We start from the raw sequence: 20,377 nt of genomic DNA, 5'->3' as shown, positions 1-20,377 counted from the left end.
CGGGCCAGGCGCCAGGGATGGAGGCGTCGATGAACCTTCGATCTCGCGAAACCGACGCCGCTGCCAGTAGCGACGGTACCGCCGCAGCCCCCCGTCACGCGTCGCACGCGAGCGCGATCAACATCTTCTTTTTTGCAACCTGGGTGGCGGTCTGCTCCGCCGCTCCGGAACTCATCTGGCAGGGCTTTCTCACCGTCATCCACCATTTCAGCTGGACCACCGTATGGTCGGCGGTGCTGATCGGCTCACTCGTGGCTTTTTTCGTGGAGCCACTGACGGAGCGAATGCGCCATTTCAGCCTGCATCTCTCGCACCGGCATAGGACGACCACGCATGCCACGGTGTCCGCGTTCGGTTTTGCCGTGCTCGCGGTCCTGGTGCATGAGGCCATCACCAGTTATGTATCGGTTGCCAAGACCAGCGAACCCGGCAGTGACAGCCTGTTTGATGCGATATCCGTGGTCTTTCAGTGGGCATGCATCCCGTTCACGACGACGGTCGCCTGGTACTGCGCGGCGGGCCGTCGCTGGATCGGGTTGCCCGCATTGCTGCTGGCCCTGCTTGCCATTCCGCTGGTGGGCGTGGTGTTTGACTGGGATGTGCCGGATATCGTCTCCACCGCGATACCTTGCACGAGCATTCTGCTGGCCGGGTTTTTCCACATGCGCGAGTACCGTGACCCACAGGTGCTATCGCGCTGCATCATGCTGACGGCAGCCATCGCCTTGGTCTGGCTGATCGTGGCGGGCGGCCTGCAACTCGCCCTGTTGCTGTTTGCAGCCAGGCCCATCCACATCTACTCATGGGCGGAGTACACGATCGATCTTCGCTTCTACGTGGGCTGGATCATTGGCCTGGCCGTCGCCCCGCGGCCGGGGGAGCGGCACCCGGCCTGAGCCGAAGCTGCCTCGCACCGAAGGCGAGGCGGCCCGAAACAGAATGCAGGGGTTTCCAGGTACTGCTTCTTACCGCCGGTGGGCTGCAGCCGCGCCAGCTCGGCAAGCCATGCAATCAATGATTGGCCGGGCCAAGCTTGCTGGCGTTGTAGGCCTTCAGTTGATTGGCGGTGTCCTCGCTGATGCGCTGGATCTGCGGCCCCATCGTCGCCATTTCGCTTTTCAAGTACTGCATGGTCTGCGCCATGACCTGCGGCATCTTGGTCACCATCGACTGACCCGACGGCGACAGGTAAAACGCGGTCATATCGTCGACTTCCTTCTGCGTGAACGACTTTCGGTAGATGTCCATGTACACCGGCTCGAGCTTGGCCCAGGCCAGCTCGTTCGCCAGCAGTGCCTGCATCTTCTGCTCGCTGTCGCTGATGATCTTGCGCTGGCCGTCATCCAGCTGCGACTGGCTGGCGAGGTTGGCCTCGACGGACTGCTGCATCATGGCGCGCGTCTGCGCCATCATGTTGTCGACCAGGCTGTGCACGTGGGTGACGTCCAGAAGCTTGTGCAGCGATGCGTCGGTGGGGGGAGCCTCCACCGCCATGGCGGGCATGGCCAGTGCTGAGGAAAGTACGACTGCTGCAATGAAACTACGCATGCTCCGTGTCTCCGGGTCGTGATCCATGGGATGGGCCGCCAACGCCTGCCGGCGGGTGGCTGCACTCTAAGCCAATGGCGTCATGTCATCCATTCGCACTTCGCGCCGCCCGCGCCACCCGCGCCGCACCTTGCCATGGCAGCTCACGGCGCGCGGGCGCTGCCTGGCACGCGCCATGCCCGGGGCGAGGGGGTGACCCGCGCCTCAGCGCAGCGCTGCCGCCTCGCGCGCCAGCTGCTCGATGCCGGCCCAATCACCGCCGCGCAGCTTGTCGGCCGGGGTGAGCCACGAACCGCCCACGCAGATCACGTTGGGCAGCGAGAGGAAATCGTTTGCGTTGGCGAGGCTGATGCCACCGGTGGGGCAGAACTTCATCTGCGGCAGCGGGCTGGCCCAGGCACCGATCAGCTTGTGGCCGCCGGCCGGCACGGCGGGGAAAAACTTCACGTGGCGGTAGCCGCGCTCCAGCAGGGTCATCACTTCGCTTGCGGTGGCCGTGCCGGGCAGCAGCGGCAGCTCGCTGTCGTCCGCCGCGTCGAGCAGGCCGGGCGACACGCCGGGCGACACCGCAAAGCGCGCACCGGCCTTGTGCGCGGCGCGCAGGTCCTTGGCGCTGAGCACGGTGCCCACGCCGACCACGGCGCCTTCCACTTCCTCGGCGATGGCCTTGATGGCATCGAGTGCGGCCGGCGTGCGCAGCGTGATCTCGATGGCCGGCGTGCCACCGGCGACCAGCGCGCGGGCCATCGGTACCGCGGCGCGCACGTCCTCGATGATGACCACAGGCACCACCGGCGCCAGGCGCAAGGTGGCTTCAACCTGTTTCTGCTTCTGTTCGATGCTCATGGCGTTCCGTGGACTGAAAGAGGGGAGGCCTGCGCCTCCGTGATCGTCATCCCGGCGCTGGCCGGGATCCAGTGACTGCACCTCGATGGCGCGGAACACGCTCGAAGCCTGCCTGCGCAGGAACGACGAGCGAGGCTTCGCGCCAGCGGACCGTCAAAACACCCCCGCCCCGAGGTCGGCGGTGGTGGCGTTGCGGCGGAACAGCCCGAACAGCTCGCGGCCCATGCCGAACTGGTGCGCGGAAAGATCGGCGGTGGCCGGTACGCGCGCGACGAATTCGGCCGGATCCACCAGCACGTCGAGGCGGCCGTGCACGGCATCCAGGCGCACCATGTCGCCGTCGCGGATGCGCGCGATGGCGCCGTTGTCCTGCGCCTCCGGCGTCACGTGGATCGCCGCCGGCACGCGGCCCGACGCGCCGGACATGCGGCCGTCGGTGAGCAAGGCGATGCGATGGCCGCGGTCCTGCAGCACCGACAGCGTCGGCGTGAGCTTGTGCAGCTCGGGCATGCCGATCGCCTGCGGGCCCTGGAAACGCACCACAGCGACGAAGTCGCGGTTGAGTTCGCCACGCTCGAAAGCCTTGCGCACGTCGTCCTGGTCGTGGAACACGATGGCCGGGGCCTCGATCACCAGGCGGTCGTCCGGCACCGAGGACACCTTGATCACCGCGCGACCGAGATTACCGGTGAGCATGCGCAGGCCGCCGTCGGCACGGAACGGCTCGATCGCACCACGCAGTACACCGCGGTTGCCGCTTTCCTTCGACACCGGCTTCCACACCAGCTGGCCGTCGCCATCCAGATACGGCACCTGCGCATAGCCGTCCATGCCGGTGCCGAACACCGTGCGCACGTCGCGATGCAGCAGGCCGTGCTCCAGCAGCTGGTCGATCAGGAAGCCCATGCCGCCGGCTTCGTGGAACTGGTTCACGTCGGCATAGCCGTTCGGGTACACGCGAGCCAGCAGCGGGATCACCGAGGACAGTGCGTCGAAGTCGTCCCAGCGCAGTTCGATGCCGGCGGCGCGGGCAATGGCCACCAGATGCAGCAGATGGTTGGTGGAACCACCGGTGGCATGCAGGCCGATCACGCCGTTGACGATGGCGCGCTCGTCGATGATGTGGCCCAGCGGCAGATGCGAGGAACCCGGTGCACTCAGCTCCGCCACGCGGAGCACGGCCTCGCGCGTCAGCGCATCGCGCAGCGGCGTATCCGGCGCGACGAAACTGGAGCCCGGCAGGTGCAGGCCCATGATCTCCATCAGCATCTGGTTGGAGTTGGCGGTGCCATAGAACGTGCAGGTGCCGGCCGCGTGGTACGAGGCGGCCTCGGCCTCCAGCAGCTCGGCCTTGGTCGCCTTGCCTTCGGCATAGGCCTGGCGCACCTTGGATTTCTGTTCGTTGCTGATGCCACTGGGCATTGGCCCGCTGGGCACGAAGATGCCGGGCAGGTGGCCAAAGCTCAGCGCGCCGATCAACAGGCCCGGCACGATCTTGTCGCAGATGCCCAGGTACAGCGCACCATCGAACATGTCGTGCGAAAGCGACACCGCGGTGGCCATCGCGATCAGGTCGCGCGAGAACAGCGACAGCTCCATGCCGGCGCGGCCCTGGGTGATACCGTCGCACATCGCCGGCACGCCACCGGCCATCTGCGCGGTGATGCCCGCCGCGCGGGCCACCTCGCGGATCAGCTCCGGGTAGCGCTCGTACGGCTGGTGCGCCGACAGCATGTCGTTGTAGGCATTGATGATGGCCAGGTTCGGCGTATGGCCTTCGCGCAGGCGCTCCTTGTCGGTGGCGCCGCAGGCCGCGAAACCGTGGGCGAGGTTGCCGCAGGACAGGCGCTCGCGGTGCACACCGGAGCCCTGCGCCGCGTCGATGCGGCGCAGGTAGTCCGCGCGCGAGCCGCGGCTGCGTTCGCGCAGGCGTTCGGTGACTTCGGCAATGACGGGGTGAAGCACACTCATGTTGGAACTCCGCAGAAATCAGTCGGCGCGCTCAGGGGCGCGCAGTCGTTCGGGCGTGGCTGCCGGTGCCTCACGGGCACCAGTACACGGCCACCGGCACGCGCGGCTGGGTGAGCACCGCGCGCACGGGGTAATGCGCGGCCTCGCCCTTGCCCTGTTGCGCGTCGTCGAGCAGCTGGCGCTTGGCCTCGCCCTCGATGTGCAGGAACAGCGCACGCGTATCGAGCAACGCGGACAGCGTGAAGGTGATGCGCGGTTCGCCAGCGCCGGCCGCGCGCATCGGCAGCACGCGCACCGGGTTGTCCGGATCCAGCGCCTCGGGCAGGCGATCGCCGCCAGGAAAGAACGACGCCGTGTGGCCGTCGTTGCCCATGCCCAGTACCACGGCGTCGAACGGCAGTGCAAGCGCAGCCATGCGCGTGCGCACCGTGGCGAGTCCCGCCTCCGGCGTCGGCGCATCGGTATACAGCGGCACGAAGTGCGCGGCCGATGCCTCGTGCTGCAACAACAGCGCCTTCACCATGCCGGCATTGGAGCGCTCGTTGCTTTCCGGCACCCAGCGCTCGTCCACCAGGGTGACCTGCACGCTGGACCACGGCAGCGTCTCGCGTGCAAGACGCTGGAAGAAGTGACGCGGCGTGCTGCCGCCGGACACCGCGAGCAACGCCGAGCCGCGCGCGGCGATGCCTTCGCGCAGGCGCTCGGCCACGGCGGTGGCGAGTGCCGTGGCAAGCACTTCGCTGTCGTTGAAACTGTGGGTAATGACGTTCACGGTGTCAGGCATGGCAATGGGGCGAAGGCGCTGCGCGGGAAACACACGCGCGGCGGGCAATGCAGGAAGGAAGCCGAGTGTAGGTGGCCCGCCGCGACGCACAGGTGAAGCGCCCATGCATCGCCGTGAACCATACCAAACGCCCGCTTATTCACTGTCCTCGTTCCAGGTGCGACCGTCGCGCTCGATCAGCGCCACCGCCGCGCTCGGGCCCCAGGTGCCCGAGGTGTACGGACGCGGCGACTCGCCGCTGTCCGCCCACGCGGCCAGGATAGGGTCGGCCCAGTGCCATGCCGCTTCCACTTCGTCGCGGCGCATGAACAGGGTGGGGTTGCCGCGCACCACGTCGAGGATCAGGCGCTCGTACGCGTCGGGTTGCTGCACGCCGAAGGCCTCGGCGAAGCTCATGTCCAGCGACACGTGGCGCAGGCGCAGGCCGCCCGGACCCGGATGCTTGATGGTCACCCACAGCTTGATGTTCTCGTCCGGCTGCAGGCGCAGCACCAGGCGGTTCTGCGCGAGCGGGCCGGCCGAGGCGTCGAAGATGGAGTGCGGCACCGGCTTGAACACCACCACGATCTCGGACACGCGCTCGGGAAGGCGCTTGCCGGTACGCAGGTAGAACGGCACGCCGGCCCAGCGCCAGTTGGCGATTTCCGCCTTCACCGCCACGAAGGTCTCGGTGTTGGACTTGTGGTCCTTAAGCTCGTCCAGGTAGCCCGGCACGCTCTGGCCTTCGGCGGCACCGGCGCGGTACTGGCCGCGCACGGTGAGCTGGGCCGCGTTGCTCTCGTCGATGGGCTTGAGCGAGCGCAGCACCTTGAGCTTCTCGTCGCGCACCGCATCGGGCGCCAGCGAGGAGGGCGGCTCCATCGCCACCATGCACAGCAGCTGCAGAATGTGGTTCTGCACCATGTCGCGCAGCGCACCGGCATGGTCGTAGTAGCCCGCGCGCTGGCCCACGCCGAGCGTTTCGGCCACGGTGATCTGCACGTGGTCGATGTGCTCGGCGTTCCATAGCGGCTCGAACAGGATGTTGCCGAAGCGCAGCGCCAGCAGGTTCTGCACCGTTTCCTTGCCGAGGTAATGGTCGATGCGGAAGGTCTGCGACTCGTCGAACACCTGGCCGACGTCGTCGTTGATCTGGTTGGCGCTCTTGAGGTCGCGGCCGATCGGCTTTTCCAGCACCACGCGCGCCTTGCCCTGGTTGAGGCCGTAGGCGCCCAGGCGATTGCAGATATCGACGAACAGGTCCGGCGAGGTGGACAGGTAGAACACGCGGACGTGGTCGGGCTGCTCGCCGATCAGCTTGGCGAACGCGTCCCAGCCCTCGTCCTTGCGCGCATCCAGCGAGCGGTAGTGCAGCAGCTTGAGGAAATCGTCGACCTTGCTCTTGTCGCCGCCGTTCTCCATCAGCGCCTTGCGCGCATGGGCACGGTAACCCTCATCGTCCAGGCCCTCGCGGGCGATGCCGACGATGCGGCTGGTATCGGGAATCTGCCCGTCGGCATAGCGGTGGTACAGCGCAGGCAGCAGCTTGCGTACGGCGAGGTCGCCGGTTCCGCCGAAGATCACCAGGTCGAAAGCGTCGACCGGCTGGGGAGAAGCAGTCACTTCAGTCACCTCGAGGCGATGCGGGGAGTGACACGTGGGGTGCATACCACGTGCAATGCCTGTCGATCGTACCAGTGACATACCAGACAAAACCAGTTCCCTCGATCCAAGCCGAGGCCCCAGTCAACACAATGATTGCGACGTGAAATTGGTACGACCGAAAATCCGCGCCGGCACGCATGATTGCCAAACTGGTATGGTCATTGGTATCGTTTCGGTATGGAAACCGCCCTCGTCAATGAATACCGCCGGCTGAGCCGGGACCCGGCCGCCAGCCAGCCTCTGGCCTATCTGCGCCTGCGCCGGGCGATCCGCAACGTGGTCGAGCACCGGGACATCGAACCCGGCCAGGCCCTGCCCAGCGAACGCGACCTGTCGCGCCTGCTGCAGCTGTCGCGGGTGACCGTGCGCAAGGCCATCGCCGGCCTGGTCGAAGAGGGGCTGCTCAACCAGCGCCACGGCGCGGGCACCTTCGTGGCCGAACGCATCATCAAGCCGATGTCGCGCCTCACCAGCTTCACCGAGGACTTGCGCGCGCGCGGCCTCAATCCGCGTTCGGAGTTCTTCGAACGCGGCATCGGCGAGGTGACGCCGGAAGAGTCGATGGCGCTCAACCTGTCGCCTGGCGTGCTGGTGGCGCGCCTGCACCGCGTGCGCTACGCCAAGGAAGAACCGCTGGCGATCGAGCGCAGCGTGGTGCCGGCCAGCATCCTGCCCGACCCGATGATCGTGCACGACTCGCTCTACCAGGTGCTGGAAACCCTGGGCGCCCGCCCTCGCCGCGCCTTGCAGCGACTGCGCGCGGTGTCGCTGGGCGCACAGCAGGCGCGCCTGCTGCACGTGGCCCCGGGCAGCGCCGGCCTCAACATCGAGCGTCGCAGCTTCCTCGACGACGGCCGCGTGGTGGAATTCACCACCTCGTGGTATCGCGGCGACATCTACGATTTCGTGGCTGAATTGCAGACGGACTAACGGCACTCCTCGTGAAGTAGCCGGACAAGGTGCCACCGTGCCTTGCCGCTGTAGGAGCGCGCCCTGTGCGCGACCGTCTTGGGTCGCGGTGGTCGTTCCAGCGATTTTTGCTCGCCGGTCACCAACAGTAGTGGATGTCGATTTGGCACTCGTTTCTTACCGCGTCGACGGCGATTGAGCAGCATCGGGCAATACACGCGCCACACCCTTTGGTGATTCCAGACTAGGCTGCGCCGCCGAATCAGCTGAAAAATTTATCGAACCCCAGCTCGGGAAATCGCTCAGCAAGCTCTGCGAACAACGCGATGACCTCTTCATCTCGATCAGCCTGGCTCGATAACGAGCGGTTGACCGCGATAGTCCAAATGCCGCACAAGAACGATGCTCGCTCTCGCCATGCTGCTGCATCAGCCACGCCAGGAGCGTGCGCTTATGCGCCTGGTCTGCAGCTTTTTAAGACGGGATCCTTCAGTGCGTGGTTCTCCATCGCCGGTTCTGCATCCATTCGCTTGAACTTGACGTGCTCGGCTTCGACATCACGTAGCCGCTGCACGTCCGAGTCTTCCATGCCGCCGCACTTGGACTTCCAGACGTAGTACGTCGCTTCGGAAATGCTGATCTCGCAGCAGACATCCTTAACCTCGCGCCCACTCTCGACCTGCTTCAGCGTCGCGACGATCTGGCTCTCCGTGAACTTGCTTTTGCGCATCTTCGGCCCCCTTGGGGCTAGTTTGCCCGGGACCTCTAGTTATGGGTGAGTGGGCTTACGGGGATTCGACATTACGAGGCGAAGCCCCATTCTTGGTCTTCGCGCACCAACTGCTTTTCAGATTAGTCCGATTGTTGCCAAGACATCGTCACCGCAGACTGCATCTGCCTTAAAAGAGTAACCCTTGCCGGTCGATAGCGCACTTCTGCGCTTGTCGACTGGCATGCGTGTCAGTAGACCCTCACCCGATCTGGGGATGATCAGGTGCAAGAACCCTCATTCGCACGGCGCAGCCGAACTCGCTGAGAAGGATCTCTTATGTCAATGGCTGTGAAGCTTCGATGGACGCTCTTGGCCGCAAGCATGGCATTGGCCGGCCCGGTCATGGCCGGCACCGCTGATGACAATCATGTAGCGGAGCAAATCAACGGACCACCGCCGCCGCCATCAGTGACAGATGCAGCCCCCGTGATAGTGCAAGGGTATCGACTGCCAGATATCCAATTTGATCCCGTGGATCATATGGCGCAAGGTGCGCTCATGGCGCCGACCGGCAACGGGTTTGCGGGGCATGCCTTTGTAACGGCGAGCACCACGCCATCCGCTGTGCCAGGTAAGAACCAGGCCCCCTGCAACAACACCGGCGATCCGATTCTCCAAGCCACCGGTACCAAAGTAGAAACATACCCGCTCTTTTCGGTACCCGGGGAAATGGGTCTGAACTATGTGCTCTATCTGACAAATGGAAGTTGGTACGACAACTTTTCCTCCAGCCTTGATACGACCTGTGTAATCAATCCTCCCGATAACGGCGCCTGCAAAGTCACCACACTCCATCGCGCCGACGGCTCGACCATTATCTTTACGGGTGGTCCGACGGCTACGTCCTATACGGAGCAGAACAGCAGCGTCAATGGACTCGCCACCTTGACGCGGGACCCTGTATCGGGCCGCTATACGGTGCACGACGAGGACGCAACTACCCAAGTCTATTCGTCGTCCGGTGGACTTTTGTCGATTATGGATGCCTCGGGTGTGGGCTGGACGATATCCAGTAGCGGGAATCTGGAAACCGTTACACACACCAATGGCAAAAGTTTCACCATTGCCCACGGTACCGCTACACAGACAACCGTCAATGGCGCGATAGTCTGGCTCGAAACAGATACGGTGACTGATCCCGCCGGAAACGCCTACACCGTCAACTACAACAACTGGGCCGTGTCCCGCATCGTTTACCCGGGTTCGCCGAGTACCGTCATCTCGTTTGCATACACCAGCTTTGGGTCCGCCCCGTATGGCTCGAGGTTATCCGAGGTGGACTACAACGGGACGCCCTATTCGTACACAACGTATGTCATGGATGGCACTAACCCGAATTACGAGTGGGCGAACGGCACTCATCTCGCCGACGGCTCCATGAATGTCGTCATTGGCTACAAGTCGCTCAACAACGGCACGATGAGCGTCACGATCACCAATCCGCTTGGTCATCAGACGACTCAGTCCTATGACAGCATCCTTTACAGCGGTAAGCCAGGCGGCGTCTCGAATGCGCGCCTTACACTGACCAGTGATGCTGCTGTTGTCACATGCGGTGGAACCACGCAAGGCCGCACTTATGATTCCAACAATCACCTTGCCGCTACTATCGATAACAACGGCAACGCCCACACGTACACGTACGCGGCCAATGGTCAGCTGCAAACCGAAACCGAGGCCTATGGAACACCACAGGCGCGCAAAACTGACTATGTGTGGGACGCCAACCAGCAGCTCAACCGTCTGCTGTCAGCCACGGTGGAGGGATGGCGCAAGACCGCCTACATCTACAATGCCCAGAATCGGATCGCCTCCGTCACGGTCACGAACCTATCGGCCAACGGCAGCGCCAATCAGTCGCTGACGACGACCTACGGTTACTCGCTGTCTGGGAACGGCATGGTGCAAGCCATGACGGTCACGCGGCCGTCGCCGAACGGTAGCGATACCGTGACATCCAAGTACGATGCGTTGGGCCACTTGACGTCCGTATCCAATGGGTTGGGGCAAACCACCACCTACGGCAATTACAACGGGCTGGGTTTAGTGGGCCATGTGGTCGGACCCAACGGCGATGCCACGGATTACACATACGATGCGCGTGGGCGAGTGGTCACCAAGACCACATATCCGAATGGGACGGCCGCCACCTGGTCGTACACCTATGATGGTTTCGGCTTGCCGCATACCCAAGCATCGCCCGACGGGCAGGTGACGACGTGGAATCGCGATCCATCAAGCATGCGCGTGACGTCCATCACGCACAACGATAAGGATGGCACATCGACGGAGAGCTTCAGTTACGACGCCAATGGTGATGTGCTGGAGCATAAGGTCGCCCGCGGCAGCACGGTGGGATTGGATCAGCTGTTTACCTACGACGCGTTGGGCCGCCTTTACCAATCGGTCGGTCGCAACGGCCAGTTGCAGACCTACGCCTACGATGGCAACGGCAACACCCTGTCCGTGGCCGATGCGACCGGGCATACGGTGGCGTACCAATATGATGCGCTCAATCGCATCACGCAAAAGACCGAGAGTGGTGGTGCCAGTCCGGCCATGCCAGCCACCGCGCCAACGCTTAACGTGCCAAGCACCAGTGCAACGGGTGCCTATACCGTTAGTTGGAACAGCATCACTGGTGCGACGTTCTATGTACTCCAGGAACAAGTGAGTGGCGGCAGCTGGAGCACCGTGCAGAGCAGCTCTGCCGTGACCTGGCAAGCCACCAACCGAGCCACCAACACCTACAGATATCAGGTGAAGGCCTGTAACGCCACCGGCTGCGGCCCCTGGAGTAGTGCGGGATCGATCAGCGTAACCATCCCCGCCGCGCCAACGAGTGCACCAAGTTTGACGGTGCCGAGTACCAGTGCCAACGGAAACTACACGGCCAGCTGGACCAGCGTGGCTAACACGAGCGCCTATACGCTACAGCAGCAGGTCAACGGTGGCACATGGACCACGGTCCAAAACAACACCTCGCTAAGCTGGAGTGTCACGGGCAAAACCAACGGAACCTATGCGTATCGCGTGCAGGCGTGCAACGCGGTGGGATGCGGGCCGTGGAGTGCGACGGGAACCACGGTCGTGACGTGGCCGCCCGTACCGGCCACGCCGGTGATGACCGTGCCCGCTTTCAGCCTGTCGGCTAACTTCACGATCTCCTGGACGGCGGTCAGTGGGGCAACGTCGTATTACTTGACGACCCAGCCCAATGGCGGCGCATGGGCATACCTCACGAGCATTTCGTCCAGCAGTCTCGCCACGTCGGTGGGTAGTAGCGGTACCTATGCCTATGCGGTCGAGGCCTGCAATATCAGTGGTTGCAGCGCGTGGAGCAATACGCCCACCGTCACGGTGACCATTCCCGCGCCCATCGGCATCAACGGACAGACCTATTCGGGCACGAATTCCCTCAAGTCGGGTTCGGGTAACGAAGGCATCGGTTTCGACCTGGCCAACGGAACAACCTGGGAGGTCTTTCACACCACGCCGGGTAACACCCATGTGGTCAATGCCAGTGGCCCTATCCCGTTCGGGGCGGCCACCGTTCAATACACCTGGACGGACGCCGGCGTGCTGCCCGGGATGAACGATGCGAAGGGGAGCATCACCACCAACGGCGCAAGTTCGCGCGTCGCGGTGACCAGTAATCCGTCGACCGAATACGTGACGGCGGCCTTCAACTACAACAGTGCGAACAACGCTCACGAGTACAACTTGCGCGTCGATTTCTTCAATGCGGCGGGACAGAACATCTCCTCGTCGACCTGTCTGCTTATTGGCCAAGTCGTGGGGAACCAGTGATGAAACACGCACGTATACCCGGTAGCACGCACGGAAAAGGTCTGGCCCTCGGTGGTGCACTGTTGTTCATGGCGGCGCCCGCGGCCTTTGCGCAGACCGTCGTGACCAAGTACAGCTACGACACCGGCGACAATCTGACGACCGTGACCGATCCCCGCGGTCTGGCCACACACTACACCCATGATGGGTTGGGCCAGCTATGGCAGCAGGTCAGTCCGGATACCGGAACGACCAGCTTTAGCTACGACGCCTACGGCCGCCTGGCGAGCCTTACCCGAGCCAATGGCGCGCAGACAACCTACGGCTACGACGGCATCGGGCGCCGCACGAGCGTCAGTGCCGGAGGGTCGACGCAAACGATGACGTACGACAGCTGTACCAACGGTGCCGGGCGTCTGTGTACGGCGACCGACCCCACCGGCAAAACGACCTACACCTACAGCCCGGAAGGGCGGCTCACGGGGCGCGGTTTTGCGATGGGCAGCACCAGCTACGCCCTGGGCTACAGCTATAACGCACAGGGGCAGGTGACCGCGGTGGCTTACCCCGACGGGGTTCAAGCTATCTACACCTACAGCCTCGGCGTCGTGTCGACGCTCCAGGTGAAGTCGGGCAGCACCACCGCCAACGTGGCCACCGGGGTGGCCTACCAGCCGGGCAACGCGGCGATGGCGCAATGGACGGCCAGCAATGGCCTGGTGAACAGCCTTACCTACGACGCGGACGGTCGGTTGACCAGCATCACTGCGCCCTCGGTACAGGGACTGGCGTTGAGCTACGACACCGCCAATCGTATCGTAGGCATCACCAATAGCATCGACAGCGCGATGACCCAAAGCTTCGGCTACGACGGCCTATCCCGACTCACGTCGGTCTACGGCACCGCCGATAACGAAGCACTACAGTACGACGCCAACGGCAACCGCACGAGCCAGCTGGTGAATGGAACCACGGTCACCGTGACCACGGGAGCTTCAAGTAACCAGCAGACGCGCCTGTCGGGCGGTGCCAGCACCAGCTACGGCTATGACGCCAAAGGCAACCTGACGACCGTCAATGGCACAGCGACCTTTACCTACGACGCCTTCAATCGCCTTCAAGCCGCAGGCACAGCGAGCTACTACGTCAACCCGGAAGGCCAGCGGCTGCGCAAGGTGGCCGGGAGCGTGACGACTTACTTTGCCCCGGATGCCACCGGCCCCTTGCTCGCCGAGAACCCGGGCAGTGCCGGCTGGATCGACTATATCTGGCTCAACGGACGCCTCGTCGGCCGGCTCAATGCGGGCCAGCTGCTAGCCATCCACGATGATCAGCTAGGGCGGCCGGAGGTGATGACGGATACGAATAAAACGATCGTGTGGCGCGCGAGAAACTTCGCCTTCGACCGTACTGTCACGGTGGCCAACGCGGTGCCACTGAACCTGGGCTTCCCCGGCCAGTACTACGACGCGGAGTCGGGTCTGTGGAACAACGGATTCCGTGACTACAGCCCGGCGGCGGGCCGGTATATTGAGAGTGATCCTTTGGGGTTGGCGGCGGGGATCAACACCTATGCCTATGTGGGCAGCAATCCTTTGATCAACGCCGACCCCTATGGCTTGTGGACATTTCAAATTGGCCTTTCCTTGAGTGGATCGCTAGGCCCGTTATCGTTTAACGGAAGCTTCGGCATAGCGTTGGATAGCTGCGGAACCGTCGCGGCATATAAGGAAGGCGGGTTTGGGACTGGTGCTGGGGCCGATGTTCAAGTCGGAGTGGGTGTGCATACAACCAATGGCGATACGCTCTCTGATTTGAACGGTCCTTTCGTCAACGGCTCCGTGTCAGCTGGTGAGGGCGTCTCTGGAACATTAGATGCTCTTGTGGGAACCGGCTCGCACGGACAAGTCGTTTCCGGCGGTGGCTTCACCGTCGGGGCGGGTCTCGGAGGTGCGACCTCAACTTCAATTACCAACACAACTATTTCATCTAACAGCATCCATCTATGGTAGTCGTATGAAATATGTAGCTTCAGTTCTAATCGTCCTAGCGATTGCAGGTGGCTGTGGATTCTTTTCAATGGAAAGGTACTACCAACAAGCACTACCCAGAGCTCCGGATGAGAGTAGCGGGCACATCTATCCAAGAAATAACCACGGCGTCATCGTTTACTACTCAACACGAGAGTTATTGATAATAAACGGGCTATTTTTTGGAGGGGCTGCTCTTGGTTTGATAGGCGGCCTTCTTTGGCGGAGACAAGAAAAGTCGGGCCATAACTAATGCATCAGATGCCGAACATTTCTGTCCTGATCTCCATGATCGTCTTCGTGCTTTGTTGGCTCGTGACGCTATGGAACATAGTTCTTGCGGCACGAATCCCCCGCCCGCCCGGGCAATCGTTGCCATCGTTGTTTGAGATTTTGGGAAATCCCAACGATCCGGCTCGTCCCTACGCGAAGAGAATCATTGGTGCCATCCTCATCGGTGCGGTTAGTTGGTTCTTTGCATTCGGCATATGACTAGGTTACCGGGACAGCCATTGCAATCGCTCGACTCAAAGCTGTTCGAGCTTCCGTTGTGGCAGAGATTGTGTGGCGAGATTTTACGGTGACCATCTGTAGCCCGCGATAACGGTAGCGCGAAACCCGCGACCCGGTAACGAAAGGCCAACCGATGAATCGGCCAAAACTCGCCTCTAGAGAAAATCGCTCCAGACAGAGAGGTGCTGCCTTCGTCAGCAGCGCGCCAACCCGCATCACGCCAAGGAAAAACGGGCTCCGGTACGACGAACTCGTGTCGGGGGCAACTGTTTATGCCTATGTGGGTGGGAATCCGCTTATGCGAATTGACCCCTATGGTTTGGCATGGCAATTGGTTGTCGGTGGCGGCGTGACGGCGATCGTTCCGTTCTTCGGCGGCGGCCTGAACTTCAATGTGGGCCTGAATATCGATGGATGGAAATCATCGATCTACATCCAAGACCAAGGAAATTTGGGTGCCCCCAATGCCGGCGGAGCCTTCCTTGGAGCTGGGTTGAATCTATCTTTGGCGCACGCGGATGCGCCGACGACGGGGACGGATTCAGCGGACTACATGGAGGCGGACGCGGGATATCTTGGTGGCCTGGGCATAAATGCAACCGGCGATCACTGTAAAAGCATGGATGTCAGTGGCGTGAAGGGACTCAAGCCGGGAGTTGGTATTGGCATCGGTGCATTCATGGGAACTACCTATACATCTACAGCCGTCTCGCCAACCATCGGATCGCTATTCGGCCACTGAATTCATGGCTCGGACTAACGCTCAAGTGCTCTATCGCTTGATGGATGAGTAAAATTTATGTCGCAAGAAGACTGCGCTTTTCTCGAAACGGTCAAACGCAAACAGTGTAGGTTCTGGCTTGCATTTTTCATATGGTGGGTCTGCGCTGCTGCCTTTGTGTTCGTCGTCAACCAGTTTTTTAAGGGCATTTCAGATGCCGTCGTGCTGGCCACTTTTTATGTGAGCGCAATGCTTCTGTATCTGCCTGCCTGGGACCTTTACAGGGCGGCTTGTCCTTACTGCCACGGAAAGGTTGGTGCCCTACCATTCCTTCGATACAAGTTCATTTACTGCAGGGCTTGTGGTGAACGCATTGAATGCAACCATGCGCACCTTCAACACGGTTGATTGCCATGGGCAGGCGGCATCGATCGCGTGATATCCGGCAGGGGGTATGCAGGACATGGAGCGCGTCATATTGGCCGCTAAGGCGGTGTCCGGTGATCGAGCCAAAGCAATTGAGTGGCTGAATCAGCCACTCAAAGAATTTGGCGGGAAGACGCCGCTGGAGCTGATCGCCGAAGGCCGCACCAACGACGTGATCGGCTATCTCGAATCCATCGAGTCCGGCTTCGTCGGCTGAGCACGACGGGCACGTGACATCGGTAGCGCGATAATCCGCTACCGATGTCACGCACCAGGAGCAGGTTCGATGAACTACTTCACGAAAGACGCCGAGATGTCGAGCGCTCGGGAAATCCTCTTCCACTGCCGGGGCAAGCTCTCGAATGAGATCCTGCGAGAGAAGGCGAAAAGCCAACCTGATGCGCAACGCCTGGCTGACCTGGAGCTAGTGATAGACCAACTGCGCGATGACATCGATGCCGTCACGGCCGGCAACCGTGCCGTGACCACGCGAGTCCGTTTGCTCTACGGCATGTTGATCAAAGCTGCTTACGCGCCGGCCTCGCACTGACCGGCTGCATCATCCCTGCATCATCTTTGCCGCATATCTGCATCACGATGCACCACCATGCATCATCGGTGCTTCAAATCTGCATCATCCGTGCATCACGCCGTGGCCCGCTGGGCCACGTGATCATGCTTTGTCGACCTCCCGATACCTCAGCCCGCCGCCGTCTGCGCCTTGAGCGCCCGCTTGGCCGCGCGCCGCGCCTGGCGTGCCGCCTTGCGCTCCTTGCGGTCGTGATTCCACAGGTAGAGCGCCGGGGTGCTCAGCAGGGTAAGCAGCTGCGACACCAGCAGGCCGCCGACGATGGCCACGCCCAGCGGCTGGCGCATCTCCGAACCCACGCCGAAACCGATGGCCAGCGGCAGCGCCGCGCCCATCGCCACCAGGGTGGTCATGGTGATCGGACGGAAGCGCACCAGCGCCGCCTCGCGAATCGCGTCCGGCGGTGACAGGCCGCGCTCGCGCTGTGCCACCAGGGCGAAGTCCACCATCAGGATCGCGTTCTTCTTCACGATGCCGATCAGCATCAGGATCGCGATGATGGCCATCAGGGTCAGCTGGGTCTGCGTCACCAGCATCGCCAGGAACGCACCTGCGCCGGCGGCGGGTAGCGTGGACAGGATGGTCAACGGGTGGCCGAGGCTTTCGTAGAGGATGCCAAGCACGATGTACATCGCCACGATGGCGGCGATCAGCAGCACCATGCCGTTGCTCTTGGCCTGCTGCATGCGCTGGTTCTGGCCGGTGTATTCCACCCGCACGCCGGCTGGCAGGCCCGCGGCGATGGCCGCGTTCTCCACCATCTTCATGCCGATGTCCTGGGTCACGCCCTGGGCGAGGTTGTAGGTGATGGTGGAGGCTTCCAGCTGGTTGTGATGGCGTATGCGCATGGGGCTGATGTCCGGCTCGATGCGCGCCAGCGCCGACAGCGGAACCATCAGGCCCTGCGCGTTCTTCACGCGCACGTTGAGCAGCGACTCGGGGCTGAGCGAGGTGGCCGAGCGGGAGGTGAGCACCACCCAGTACTGGTTGATGTCCGAATAGATGATCGACACCTGGCGCTGGCCGAACGAGTTGAGCAGGGCGGTGTCCACGTCGCCCATGGTTACCTGCAGGCGTCCAGCGGCAGCGCGGTCCACCTTCATCATCTGCTGCTTGCCGACCAGGTCGAAATTGCTGCCGACGTCGCGCATTTCCTTCATCTTGCGCATCTGCTGCACCATCTTCAGCGTCCACGGCTGCAGGTTCTCGCCCGTGCTGCTGATGAGCTGGAATTCGTACTGGCCACCCTTGTCGCCGCTGCCGCCGCCACCGAGGAACTGCATCGGGCTCAGCGAAACGCGCACGCCAGGCAGCGCGTCGTATTGCTTGGACAGGCGAGCGACCACCACCTTGACCGGATCATGGCGGTCCTGCGGGCCTTTGCCGCGGGTCTTCAGGTCGACGAACATGGTGCCGCTGTTGCCGACCGCGCCGGAGCCGTCGTTGCCGCCAAGGATGGTGAGCACGTCGAGCACGGCCGGATCGTCCCGCATGATCTTGGCCACGTTCTGCACGCGCGTCGCCATCAGCGTGGGTGAGATGTTCGCATCGGCTCGAATGTCAGCCTGGATCATGCCGATGTCCTCTTCCGGCATGAAGTTGCCGCCCGCGGTGGCCACCACTGCGGCGCCCAGCCCGAAGGTGGCCAGCAGCAGGATGATTGGCTGCCAGCGCATCAGGCGGCGGTGGCGCATGGCCCAGTCCAGCGCGCGCTCGTAGGCATGGTGGAACTTGCGGTCGATGGACTCCATCGCCCGTTCCATGCGGCCCGGCACGCGCTCACCCGGCGCCTCGTGCCGGAGGAACTTGCCGCACAGCGCGGGCGTCAGCGTGAGCGAGACGATCGCCGAGATCACCACGGCCACCGCCAGCGTCACCGAGAACTCGCGCAGCAGCATGATCAGCATGTTGTTGCCGAACAGCAGCGGTGCGAACACCGCCACCAGCGACAGCGTGATCGACACCACGGTGAAGCCGATCTCGCGCACGCCGATCAGCGACGCCTGCAGCGGCGGCTCGCCGTTTTCCATGTGGCGCACGATGTTTTCGATGACCACGATGGCGTCGTCCACCACGAAGCCGATGCACAGCACCAGCGCCACCAGCGACAGCGTGTTGAGCGTGTAGCCCAACGCCAGCATGGCCACGAAGGCGCCGGCCAGCGACAGCGGCACGCTCAGCGAGGCGATCAAGGTGGGACGCATGCGACGCAGGAACACCAGCATCACCAGCACCACCATCACGATGCTGATGAGCAGGGCTACCTGCACCTCGTGCAGTGCCGACTTGGTGGTCTGGGTCAGGTCGAAGATCGGGGTGATCTGCACATCCGCGGGCATCCATGCACGCAGCTCCGGCAGGCGACGGCGGATCTCGTCCACCGTCTCCACCGCATTGGCCTCGGGGCGCTTGCTGATCTGCATGGCCACGGTGTTCTGTCCGTTGAACCACGCACCCTGGTAGATGTCCTGCTGGCCGCTTTCCACCTTGGCCACGTCGGACAGACGCACCGGCGCGCCGTTGCGGGTGGCGATCAGCAGCTTGGCGAAGTCCGCGGCATCGCGCAGGCCGTCATTGGCCGTCACCGTCATCTGCGTGCGGCCGTCGCTCAACTCCCCCTGCGGCGAGGTGACGTTGGCGGCAATCAGCGCATTGCTGACGTCATTGGCGGTAAGGCCCTTGGCGGCCAGCGCGTTGATGTCCAGCTCCACGCGCACCGCGTGGGGCGTGCCACCGAACACCTGCACCTGGGCCACGCCGGGAATCTGCGCGACGGCCGGCTTCAGCAGGGTGTCCGTGAGGTCGTACAGCTTGTCCTGCGGCAGGCCGGTGGAGGTCAGCGACACCAGCAGGATCGGGAACTGCGAGGTGTCGAACTTGAAGTACTGCGGCTGGCTGGGCAGCACCGGCAGGTCGGCCTGGGCGGCGTTGATCGCCGCCTGCACGTCACGCGCGGCCTGGTCGGCGGTGCGGTCGAAGGTGAAGCGCACCTGGATGGACGCCGATCCCTCCGAGGCATTGCCGTACATGTCGTCGATGCCGGGAATGCGCCCCAGGTGGCGCTCCAGCGGTGCCAGCACGGTGGAAGCCATGGTCTGGGCATTGGCACCCGGCAACTGCGCCACGATGTACACGCCCGGGAATTCCAGCGACGGCAGCGCCGCCACGCCCAGCAGGCGGTAGGCGAACAGGCCCGCCAGCAATAGGCCCAGCGCCAGCAGCGAAGTGCCCACGGGGCGTCGGATCAGGGGGGCGAAGATGTTCACTCAGGTTTCCATACCGGTAGGGGGCTGCACGCGCCGCATCCCAGGCAGACCAGCGGCACGGGCGCTCGTTCACTCGCAAGGCAGGCGAAAGGCGCGGACATACCGCAATTTATGCCCGTGGGACGGCAGCGGCGAATGTGCCTGAAGTCGGTCCGTGCCGAAAGGCAGGGGCCCTCGTTGGACCCCGGGCGCCTTGGGGAATGCGGATGGGGCTCGTGCCGCGCATCATCACCACGAAGCGTCCATGCAGCCGCCCAGGTTCTTTGCTTTCAATGAGTTGAAAGGGAATCACCCCCGCGCGGGATGGCGCCTGGACCTCAACCCGGGGCGGTCTGCGCCTTGAGTCCCCGCTTGGCCGCGCGCCGCGCCTGGCGTGCCGCCTTGCGCTCCTTGCGGTCGTGATTCCACAGGTAGATCGCCGGGGTACTCAGCAGGGTAAGCAGCTGCGATACCAGCAGGCCGCCGACGATGGCCACGCCCAGCGGCTGGCGCATCTCCGAACCCACGCCGAAACCGATGGCCAGCGGCAGCGCCGCGCCCATCGCCACCAGGGTGGTCATGGTGATCGG

The 20,377-nt window shown here is 63.1% G+C and carries 15 protein-coding genes and 1 pseudogene; 8 read left to right on the top strand and 8 right to left on the bottom strand.

What is annotated here, in order from left to right:
• Nucleotides 1–17: 17 nt before the first annotated feature.
• On the top strand, nt 18–896 hold the full coding sequence (locus DVU99_RS10605) for a hypothetical protein (RefSeq protein ID WP_114240183.1): 879 nt from the start codon (nt 18–20) through the stop codon (nt 894–896).
• A gap of 115 nt (nt 897–1,011) precedes the next feature.
• On the opposite strand, the gene DVU99_RS10600 is transcribed toward DVU99_RS10605, so the two are convergent.
• The 5 genes from DVU99_RS10600 to zwf all read right to left on the bottom strand — a co-directional run bounded on the left by DVU99_RS10600 (nt 1,012) and on the right by zwf (nt 6,751).
• On the bottom strand, nt 1,012–1,548 hold the full coding sequence (locus DVU99_RS10600) for a DUF2059 domain-containing protein (RefSeq protein WP_157971406.1): 537 nt from the start codon (nt 1,546–1,548) through the stop codon (nt 1,012–1,014).
• 204 nt (nt 1,549–1,752) lie between these two features.
• Entirely contained in the window at nt 1,753–2,394 is a 642-nt protein-coding gene (gene eda / locus DVU99_RS10595) for a bifunctional 4-hydroxy-2-oxoglutarate aldolase/2-dehydro-3-deoxy-phosphogluconate aldolase (RefSeq protein WP_114240181.1), read from the bottom strand.
• Between the two features lie 153 nt (nt 2,395–2,547).
• The gene (gene edd / locus DVU99_RS10590; RefSeq protein WP_114240180.1) at nt 2,548–4,365 is read right to left on the bottom strand and encodes a phosphogluconate dehydratase; all 1,818 of its coding nucleotides are present in this window, start codon (nt 4,363–4,365) and stop codon (nt 2,548–2,550) included.
• Between the two features lie 70 nt (nt 4,366–4,435).
• Nucleotides 4,436–5,149, bottom strand: coding sequence for a 6-phosphogluconolactonase (gene pgl / locus DVU99_RS10585; RefSeq protein WP_114240288.1), 714 nt, complete (start codon nt 5,147–5,149; stop codon nt 4,436–4,438).
• 135 nt (nt 5,150–5,284) lie between these two features.
• Nucleotides 5,285–6,751 (bottom strand): glucose-6-phosphate dehydrogenase, encoded by a 1,467-nt coding sequence (zwf, locus tag DVU99_RS10580; protein ID WP_114240179.1) that lies wholly within the window; start codon nt 6,749–6,751, stop codon nt 5,285–5,287.
• 219 nt (nt 6,752–6,970) lie between these two features.
• On the opposite strand from zwf, the gene DVU99_RS10575 reads away from it, so the two are divergent.
• A complete protein-coding gene (locus DVU99_RS10575) occupies nt 6,971–7,723 on the top strand; it encodes a GntR family transcriptional regulator (protein WP_114240178.1) in 753 nt (250 codons plus the stop codon).
• Between the two features lie 131 nt (nt 7,724–7,854).
• On the opposite strand, the pseudogene DVU99_RS10570 reads toward DVU99_RS10575, so the two are convergent.
• Nucleotides 7,855–8,432 (bottom strand): annotated as a pseudogene (locus DVU99_RS10570) (transposase); the annotation flags it as partial.
• 324 nt (nt 8,433–8,756) lie between these two features.
• Here DVU99_RS10570 and DVU99_RS10565 point away from each other — a divergent pair.
• The 6 genes from DVU99_RS10565 to DVU99_RS10550 all read left to right on the top strand — a co-directional run bounded on the left by DVU99_RS10565 (nt 8,757) and on the right by DVU99_RS10550 (nt 16,503).
• Nucleotides 8,757–12,284: a hypothetical protein gene (locus DVU99_RS10565; protein ID WP_198670268.1), complete on the top strand. Its 3,528-nt coding sequence runs from the start codon at nt 8,757–8,759 to the stop codon at nt 12,282–12,284.
• Nucleotides 12,284–14,275, top strand: coding sequence for an RHS repeat-associated core domain-containing protein (locus tag DVU99_RS10560; RefSeq protein ID WP_114240176.1), 1,992 nt, complete (start codon nt 12,284–12,286; stop codon nt 14,273–14,275). The genes DVU99_RS10565 and DVU99_RS10560 overlap by 1 nt, the downstream gene beginning before the upstream one ends.
• A gap of 664 nt (nt 14,276–14,939) precedes the next feature.
• The gene (locus tag DVU99_RS19750) at nt 14,940–15,548 is read left to right on the top strand and encodes a hypothetical protein (protein ID WP_157971405.1); all 609 of its coding nucleotides are present in this window, start codon (nt 14,940–14,942) and stop codon (nt 15,546–15,548) included.
• Nucleotides 15,549–15,605: 57 nt separating this feature from the next.
• Nucleotides 15,606–15,935: a hypothetical protein gene (locus tag DVU99_RS20135; RefSeq protein ID WP_232823556.1), complete on the top strand. Its 330-nt coding sequence runs from the start codon at nt 15,606–15,608 to the stop codon at nt 15,933–15,935.
• Nucleotides 15,936–15,990: 55 nt separating this feature from the next.
• The gene (locus tag DVU99_RS10555; protein ID WP_157971404.1) at nt 15,991–16,170 is read left to right on the top strand and encodes an MbcA/ParS/Xre antitoxin family protein; all 180 of its coding nucleotides are present in this window, start codon (nt 15,991–15,993) and stop codon (nt 16,168–16,170) included.
• Between the two features lie 69 nt (nt 16,171–16,239).
• The gene (locus tag DVU99_RS10550) at nt 16,240–16,503 is read left to right on the top strand and encodes a hypothetical protein (RefSeq protein WP_114240174.1); all 264 of its coding nucleotides are present in this window, start codon (nt 16,240–16,242) and stop codon (nt 16,501–16,503) included.
• Between the two features lie 149 nt (nt 16,504–16,652).
• On the opposite strand, the gene DVU99_RS10545 is transcribed toward DVU99_RS10550, so the two are convergent.
• Nucleotides 16,653–19,808 carry an efflux RND transporter permease subunit gene (locus tag DVU99_RS10545; protein WP_114240173.1) on the bottom strand — a complete coding sequence of 1,052 codons (3,156 nt, stop codon included), beginning with the start codon at nt 19,806–19,808 and terminating at the stop codon, nt 16,653–16,655.
• 317 nt (nt 19,809–20,125) lie between these two features.
• Nucleotides 20,126–20,377 (bottom strand): efflux RND transporter permease subunit (locus DVU99_RS19950; RefSeq protein WP_198670267.1); only part of this gene is annotated, 252 nt, incomplete at its 5' end.

Source organism: Dyella sp. C9 (assembly GCF_003332825.1).
Taxonomy (GTDB): Bacteria; Pseudomonadota; Gammaproteobacteria; order Xanthomonadales; family Rhodanobacteraceae; genus Dyella.
The sequence above is the reverse complement of the archived record's forward strand: the minus strand, read 5'-3'. Positions and strand labels throughout refer to the sequence as shown.